Raw genomic sequence first — 8,904 nt, 5'->3', positions numbered from 1 at the left:
GATCTATGAAGTGCTTTTCTACTTTATTAATAGAAAAATATACAGGAAAAGAAAAAGCCCAATATAATCTTTCCTTGGATATAAAAAGTATTCCAATAGGTCCTTGATATAACGATTTATTAATATATACCCTAATTCTGATAAAATATGAAATGTCCTAAATTGAAAAAACGTCAATAATATTTGAATATTATTTTATTACGAAACGATGTGTGCGCACACATATATTATAAAAGTATCTAGCTAAATAAAAAACTGTTGACTTGAGGTTTATGATTATCTCAAAAACAGAATAAATGATCCAAAAATAATGATAAAAAAATTTCGACGCTTTGATAGAAAGTGCCTCCTTTTCTTTATGAGAATTTAGTTATTTACTCCATCTTATTAAAAATAGTATTAAGCTTTCTTGCAGATGAAGAAATCTAGTTTCTATAGTTATAAATACTTAGGAACAAAGCCTCCTATTTGATAAAAACACACCAGATAACTTATTTATAAATCTTAATCAACTCTAGTATGACTATGAAATTTTCAAATTTTAAACTTTTTGTCATGTCAGCGATGTGTTGTTTGCTCTTATGCACATCAGCCTATGCACAAACGACAAAAAAAACAATTACTGGTACTGTATTAGACAGTAAGCAGGAACCAGTTATTGGAGCAACCGTTGCTGTAAAGGGAACAGTCATTGGCACAATGACCAATATTGAAGGTAGATTCTCGCTTGATATTCCTCCTTCTGGAACCCTAATAATATCTTATATCGGTTATGGGACCCAGGAAATCAAAATTTCAGATAATATCGAATACACAGTAATATTAAAAGAAGATGCACTGAATCTGGATGAAGTTATTGTTGTAGGTTATGGTACAGCCAAAAAGCGAGACTTAACCGGAGCCATTTCATCAGTAAAAGCAGATAAACTACAAACCGAAATGCCACGTTCTATGCAAGACTTATTGCGTTCAAATGTTGCCGGTCTGGAAGTAGGTATATCTGGAAGAGCCAAAGGAAGTGGTGACATGACAATACGTGGAAAAAATAACTTAAGGGGGAAGAACGAGCCTCTAATCGTTGTTGATGGGGTTATTTACGATGGGGTTCTCAGTGATCTGAACACAAATGATATTGCATCTGTAGATGTACTGAAAGACGCAAGTTCAGCTGCTGTTTATGGAGCTAAAGCCGCAAATGGGATTATTGCCATTATGACACGTAAAGGGTCCGACACAGGAAAACCAGTAATTAATTTTAATGCAAATTGGGGATGGGTATCTCTGGCTAACAAACGTAAAGCATTAAGTCCTGAAGGATATGTAAAATTCCGTCAAGACTATGAGAATGGAAGATATTCTGATGACTATTACAAAAAATATCCTCAAATGTTTAGCGACCCTCGTTCCTTAGACGGTATTAACCAACTGGATTGGTATAATTATGACATGAAAACACCTGTAACCTCTGTTGATGAAACCCAATTATTAACAAAGTGGTTATCTCGCTTGGACTTCAAAACTCCTGAAATTGAAAATTATTTAGCAGGAAGAACTACAAACTGGCAAGATGCAGTGTTTCAAACAGGAATGCAACAAGATTACTCTGCAAGCATCTCAAATCGATCTGAAAACGTAAATTACTACTGGTCTTTAGGGTATCAGGATAGAGAAAGTATCTATGTAGGAGACAAATATGTAAATTATACTAGTCGCCTCAATCTCGAATCTAAGATTAACAAATATATAACTGTCGGAGTAAATATGAATTTCTCTTCTCGAGACGAACCAAACCAAAAATGGAATAGCAGTGATTCCAGATTTGATCCTACTGTCGATTGGGGACAATCAAGAAACTTATCTCCATATACTCTTAATGAAATGGATGATCCTAATAGCATATATCGTCGTTATCCTAGTGGAGATAACTCGAGCTCCAATCCTTTTTATGATGCTGCCTATATGGATACTAAACTGCAAAGAACAAGTATCAACGGAACTATATTTGGAAAACTAACGTTACCATATGGTTTTGGCTATCAAGTAAATTTTACACCATATCTTAGTTGGCAAGAATATTACGAGCATAAGTCCAGCAAGCATGAAGGATGGGCAAAAGAAGGTGGAAGCGCCGAAAGAAGACACGAAAAATGGTATAATTGGCAAGTAGATAACTTATTTACATGGAAACAAGAATTTAATAAAAAGCACAATGTAGAAGTTACTTTCCTTGTCAATGCTGAAAAAGGACAATATTGGCAGACAAAATCTCAAACATCACAATTTTCACCTAACGATTATTTAGGTTATCATGCTATGAATGCAGGTGCAATACCAAAAGCAAGTAGCAATGACACACGAAAAACAGGTGATGCTCTGATGGGGCGCTTATTTTACTCCTACATGAATAAATATATGCTAACTACATCGGTGCGTAGAGATGGATACTCTGCTTTCGGACTAAAGAACCCACATGCTACATTCCCTGCTGTAGCTTTAGGATGGGTATTTACATCAGAAAAGTTTGGAGAAAAACTGAATCCATGGATGACATACGGAAAACTTCGTTTATCATGGGGGCAAAATGGAAACAGAGATATAGGTCAATACGAACAAATTGCAGAATTAACCCCAGGCTTAACACCATATATTGATGGAAATGGAAATATTTATCTCACTTCACAATTATGGGTTTCTCGTATGGCAAATCCAGATCTGAAATGGGAAAATACGAAAGCATATAACCTCGGGTTCGATTTCTCTCTCTTTAATGATATTCTTGGTGGATCAATCGACGTATACAAAAAAGAGACGAATGATTTACTAGTCGAAAGAGGACTCCCTAAATTTACCGGATTTGATAAGATAACTACTAATATCGGACTTGTTGAAAATAAGGGATTTGAGCTATCCTTAAATAGTAATGTTCTGAAAAGAGAAAATATTGAATGGAACATCACCGGAAACTTTTCCATAAATCGCCGCGAATTGAAAAAACTATATGGCGACATGATAGATATCGTGGACGAGAATGGAAATGTAATTGGCAAACAGGAAACGAATGATACCAAGAACAAATGGTTTATAGGTCAGGATCCTGATCGCCACTGGGGATATGTCCGTGATGGTGTATGGCAATTAGATGAGAAAGATGAAGCTGCCAAATATGGCTGTGCACCTGGAGATTTTAAATATCTTGATCTGGACGGAGATGGTATAATGACTGACAAAGATAAAAAACATCAAAAATATACTACACCTCGTTTTAGATGGCAAATAAGAAATGACTTCCGCTTATATAAAAACTTTGATTTTTCATTCATGATTTACTCTTTATGGGGACATTACGGGACATTTAATGATGCCTCGAACAATGTATTCGCAGACCGTGTAAGTAACTATGATTATCCAAGATGGACTCCAGACAATCCTATTAATGACTATGCTCGTATAGGATCCAAAAATATAGGAGACAATCTAGTAGAAAGATCATTCATTCGATTGGATAATGTTTCTTTATCCTATAATATACCTAAAAATATTTTAAATAAATATCTGATACAGAATATGCGTATTACAGGTACAGTCAGAAATGTAGTTACTTTTGCTCCTAAGTGGAAAAACAGATGGGATCCTGAATCTGGAGATCCGGTAGGTAGAACATTCAGTTTGGGTATAAACTTCACTTTATAAGAAATAATATTATGAAAATAAGTAAAATATATAAAAAAACTCTGATTGGGGCTAGTATATTAACAGCTGTTTTTTCTAGCTGTAGTGATTCCTGGCTTAAGCCTGAGCCCCTATCCTTTTTCTCTCCTGAAAGTGCATTTGTAGATGCTAATGGACTGATGGCGGGATTGACAGCAGCAGAACGTAATATGAGACATGAATATTTTGGAGATGGTGCACCTATTCTAACAGAAATGATCCAATCTGATGTTGCTGTTGAAGGAACCACAGATAAGTCCGGGCCACAGATAGATATGGATATATCATTATTACCTGATGCTAATTTAAATAGTGAGAATACAACTAAAGTAAAATGGTATTGGGATGAAGGTTATAGTGGTGTTAAATATGCCAATATCATAATATCAAGAATAGATGATGCCAATTTTAAAAATGAAGAAGAATATAACCAAGTATTAGGTGCAGCCTATTTTCAACGGGCATATCGCTACTACAAACTGACACACCAGTTTGGAGATATACCATATATAGACTGGGAAATAAAAAGGCCTTTAGTAGATTCTTACTCTTATGACAAATGGGGCATTTTCGCCCGAATGAAGAAAGATTTGGAATTTGCCTATCAATGGGTTCCAGATAAGGTTGACCGCGGACGTACCTCTAAAGGAGCATGTGGTATATTATTAATGAAATATTGCCTGTTGCTAGGTGATTATGATCAAGCTATAAAAATAGGAAACGAAATAGTTGCTGCTCACCCATTAATGACTCAACGCTTTACAGCAAACAAAAATAAGGCAAATACAAACCTTATGCACGATCTGCATAGTGTGGAAGCAAAACTGGATATGACGAATACAGAAGGACTAATGTATGTAGTAGCATATCCCGACATACAGGGTTCTGCCACAATACAGACAATGAGAAATGCTGTTCCGTTTTGGGTAGCTGCAGCAATAAAAACACCCGATGGAAAGACTGGAACATCAGTAAACGTTGCTAGTGGTGAAACAAATCCAGAAATGGACCTAAACAAAAGTTATGGACGTGGAATCGGTCGTTTACGTACAAGCTGGTACATGAGTCATAATATATGGGGAGAAAAAGAAAAACAAGATCTACGTGGCATTTATAACCGTGATAGCTGGAAACATACAAGTGATCTGAAATACAATCATCCTGACTTAAAAAAGAATAATAATTCTTGGTATGGAAAAAATATTGAAAAGCCTGTAGCAATGGCTGTAGAAGATACTATCCGTTCTTGGTACGATTGGCCGCATTATAAGATTTTCGTACCTGATCCACTAGCTACAACATGGGTAGGAGGAGAAACTCCATGGTACATATATCGTAGTGCCGAAGCATGGCTGTTATTGGCCGAAGCATATTATTGGAAAGGAGATCTGCCATCGGCTGCCAGTGCTATCAATCCAGTGCGTATACGTGCCGGAGCTGATCCCCTTATTGCATCTGAAATTAATATTGGAACTATTTTAGATGAGAGAGCCCGCGAATTATATTATGAAGAAAACAGACATAATGAATTAGTACGTATATCATACATATATGCTAAAACAGGAAAAGCCTGTGAAGTATTTGGAGGAAGAACATATAAATTAGATAATTTCTCCGGCCCGGGAGGAACAAATTCCAATATCAAACAAGCAGGATATAATTTCTGGTGGGATTGGGTAAACAGCCGTAATAATTTCTATAATAAAGGAGTTAAACATAAATGGGCCGAGTACAAAATCAGTGTTCATCATGTCTTGTGGCCTATACCGGCAACAGAGATTTCATTAAATACACAAGGAGTAATTAATCAAAATATAGGTTACCCTGGGGCCGAAAAAAATGTACCTCCACTCAAAGTACCAGAAACAGGTACTGTGATGGGTCCAGAAGGTTCAACCAGATAAACGGTTAAAATAATAAAAAAAAGGCAGGCGAAAGTCTGTCTTTTTTTATTAAAGAAGATTATCTCATCTATTTATCTTATTTTTATATGCAGACCATTTCGTATAACGCTACTAGAATATCAGATGAAAATATTTCTTTTTTTCCCCATCCTCTTCGTTACATCAATAAACTCTTTGGCTCAAATCTCTATAAGACATCAGACTGCAACACCTAAAATAGCCGACTCTACAGATATATCTTATTATTCCAAAAACAATTGGTATCGAGCAGGAGGAATTACTGTTGGATTCAATATTGGATTATGGGCATTTGACCGATATATAAAAAAAGGAGATTATGCTTATATCAGTCTTAATTCGATGAGAAGAAATTTCAAAAAAGGCTTTATTTGGGATAATGATAATCTGGAAACAAATATGTTTGCGCATCCTTATCATGGAAATCTCCATTTCAATGCAGGGAGAGCTAATGGCCTCAACTATTGGGAATCGGGAGGCTTGGCTTTAGCAGGAAGTGCTATGTGGGAGATGTTTATGGAAAACGAATATCCATCAACGAATGATATAATAGCAACACCTATAGGAGGAATGGCCATTGGTGAAGTCTTTTTTCGAACGTCAGATCTTATTCTGGATGACAGACGGACCGGTTCATCTCGTTTTGGTTTAGAATTCGCCTCTTTTCTTATATCTCCTATGAGAGGGTTAACACGTATCATGTCTGGCGACGCTTGGAAGAAAAGAGCTACTTCGGGCAAACAATTTGGAGTCCCTGATGTAAGTGTAGAAGTCTCGATGGGAGTAAGAGGATTAGAATTTGAAGATCCTGTAATCGATAAAGGACTTGGGTTTGCTACAAATATAAACGTAGAGTATGGAGACAGATTCGAGGCCGAGACTAATAAACCTTACGATCATTTCACTTTTAGAGCTAATATCAATGGACAAGGCTCTCAACCAATCTTAAGTCAGCTGAATATTATTGGAAGGCTGTATTCTGCCGAGCTGATCAACAACTCGAAAGACTTTCTTAGTATTGGTGTTTTTCAACATTTCGACTACTACGATTCGGATACAATATCGGAAGTATCATCGAGGGTACCTTATAAGATATCTACTCCAGCTTCATTTGGTGTAGGTCTTATACATAAGAGTAAACGGTCTTCAAATTGGGAATTCACTTCCTTTGCTCATCTTAATGGTATATTGCTGGGGGCAACTCTTAGCGATCATTATATATTGGACGATCGCAATTATAACCTAGCTAGTGGTTTTGGATGGAAATTGGGCTCAAGCCTTGCATATAAAGATATATTTAGTATTTCTCTCACGGATGAAGGATATCGAATGTTTACATGGAAAGGATATCCTCAAAATATTAATTGGGAAACTATAAATGAAAAAACATTGAACGCACAAGGAGATCATTCGCAAGCAATATTGCATGTAGCATGTTTAAGAATGGATCTCAAATTAAAAAACCGTTTCTATTTAACTGGTATTGGTTATAGCTACACACGTGATACAAATTATAAATATTTCGAAAATGTGTTCTCCTCTACTGTTGAAAGTAGGTTAATGCTTACATACAAATTTTAAATATATATACTTTATAGTTTATTCACTAAGATTTTGTCAATTCGAGCTCCATCCATATCTACAATTTCGAAAGATAGACCTTTCCAATTTACAATTTCTCCGGTTCTAGGAATATGCTCAAGTAAATCTATAACAAGTCCACTAATTGTATTATATTCATATTTAGAATACAAATCTCCTTTTTTGAAGAAGGTAAGAAAATCATAGAAGGAGCACTGTCCATCGATAAGGTAACTTCCATCTTGTCGCTGAACTATTTCAGGTTCCTCATATGGGTCTAATATAGTACCAACCAATCCTTCCATAATATCTTTTAGTGTTACAATACCTTGTAACGCACCAAACTCGTCACAGACAAGAGCATATTGTAAATGTTTCAATTTCATTTCTTCTAAAGCTCGATACACCTCCATATTTTCATAAAAATACTGTACCGGACGAATAATTTCCCTTATTTCAAATTTAGGCTCACTTATGAGCCCAAATAAATCGGTCAAGTGTACAATGCCTATAATATGATCCAGATCTTTATTTCCTACAGGATATTTATCAAATGGATTGTTACGAATAACATGTAAAATCTCATCATTTGTCATATCTGTATCTATCCAAACTATATCGCCACGATAGGTCATAATAGATTCAAGGTTTCTATCGCCTAAAGTAAACACACGTTCTACTATATTCTGTTCTACTTCCTGAACTTCGCCATCCTCCGTGCCTTCCTGAATCATAGATTTTATTTCTTCTTCCGTCACCTTAGAACCTGAATCGGACAAACCAAATAAACTAAAGATCAATGAAGTGCTTTTTGATAATACCCATACGAAAGGAGAAGCTATGATCGATAGCCAATGCATCGGACGGGCTATTATTTTAGCAATTTTTTCGGCTAAAGTCATCCCAATACGTTTTGGCACTAATTCGCCAAAAACAATAGTAAAATATGTTACAATAACAACAATAATAATTTTAGCTATTAAGAGTACATAATTTTCAGGTACGCCTATATTAATCAGTATCTCTGAAAAATCATCCGCCAACGCATCTCCCGAATAAAGTCCTGTAATAATACCTATTAAAGTAATACCGACCTGCACTGTTGATAGAAATCGATCAGGATGTTTTGCCAGATTGACTGCTGATTCAGCCGCTTTGTTTCCTCGTTTAGCTTCATTAATAAGGCTTGATTTACGAGCTGATATTACGGCTATTTCAGACATTGAAAAGATGCCATTTAATAGTATTAATCCTATAATAATTACGATTTCCATATGCAAATTAATTATGAAATACTAAATTAAAGATATTTTCTATTACCATTACACTACATTTATATAAAAGTAATTAATATATACATCCATTATGTAGTCATCCTCATTTCCAATTCCAATTCTCATGCAGATGATTATGTTTTCACATAAATTTCGATCTACTATCTCTTTTCTTTATGTCATTTACTAATTATTTACTTAAATTTTAAAAATATAAGATAAACTCATTATTAACATTTTAGATACTCACAAATTAGATAAAGAGACTAAAATTCAATTATTTCTTCATAATCTCAAGAATATTAACAATTCATAAAATAAGTTATAGATATTGTAATCAAAAATTTATTAAGTGAACTATATTACATTTGCACACATAATTTATTAATTACTAAACAAATACCTACACTTATGAAATC

General features: G+C 35.0%; 4 protein-coding genes. 3 read left to right on the top strand and 1 reads right to left on the bottom strand.

Going from position 1 to position 8,904, the window contains the following annotated elements:
- Nucleotides 1-525 precede the first annotated feature (525 nt).
- The 3 genes from JGH11_RS17990 (at nucleotide 526) to JGH11_RS17980 (ending at nucleotide 7,211) form a co-directional block, all read left to right on the top strand.
- Nucleotides 526-3,690, top strand: a complete 3,165-nt coding sequence (locus JGH11_RS17990; protein WP_201114101.1) for a TonB-dependent receptor — start codon at nucleotides 526-528, stop codon at nucleotides 3,688-3,690.
- Between the two features lie 11 nt (nucleotides 3,691-3,701).
- Nucleotides 3,702-5,612, top strand: a complete 1,911-nt coding sequence (locus JGH11_RS17985) for a RagB/SusD family nutrient uptake outer membrane protein (RefSeq protein WP_201114099.1) — start codon at nucleotides 3,702-3,704, stop codon at nucleotides 5,610-5,612.
- A 123-nt stretch (nucleotides 5,613-5,735) separates the two neighbouring features.
- Nucleotides 5,736-7,211 (top strand): DUF3943 domain-containing protein, encoded by a 1,476-nt coding sequence (locus tag JGH11_RS17980; protein WP_201114097.1) that lies wholly within the window; start codon nucleotides 5,736-5,738, stop codon nucleotides 7,209-7,211.
- An 11-nt stretch (nucleotides 7,212-7,222) separates the two neighbouring features.
- On the opposite strand, the gene JGH11_RS17975 is transcribed toward JGH11_RS17980, so the two are convergent.
- Complete coding sequence (locus JGH11_RS17975; RefSeq protein ID WP_201114096.1) at nucleotides 7,223-8,485, bottom strand: hemolysin family protein; 1,263 nt, start codon at nucleotides 8,483-8,485, stop codon at nucleotides 7,223-7,225.
- Nucleotides 8,486-8,904 lie beyond the last annotated feature (419 nt).

It is taken from the genome of Dysgonomonas sp. Marseille-P4677, assembly GCF_016652235.1.
GTDB lineage: Bacteria > Bacteroidota > Bacteroidia > Bacteroidales > Dysgonomonadaceae > Dysgonomonas.
Note: the sequence above shows the minus strand (reverse complement) of the source record. Positions and strands in the feature narration are given on the sequence as shown.

Bases quoted from the DNA above. Each gene is read 5' to 3' on its own strand.
- JGH11_RS17975 (WP_201114096.1), bottom strand. From the start codon at position 8,485: ATGGAAATCGTAATTATTATAGGATTAATACTATTAAATGGCATCTTT.
- JGH11_RS17990 (WP_201114101.1), top strand. From the start codon at position 526: ATGAAATTTTCAAATTTTAAACTTTTTGTCATGTCAGCGATGTGTTGT.
- JGH11_RS17980 (WP_201114097.1), top strand. From the start codon at position 5,736: ATGAAAATATTTCTTTTTTTCCCCATCCTCTTCGTTACATCAATAAAC.
- JGH11_RS17985 (WP_201114099.1), top strand. From the start codon at position 3,702: ATGAAAATAAGTAAAATATATAAAAAAACTCTGATTGGGGCTAGTATA.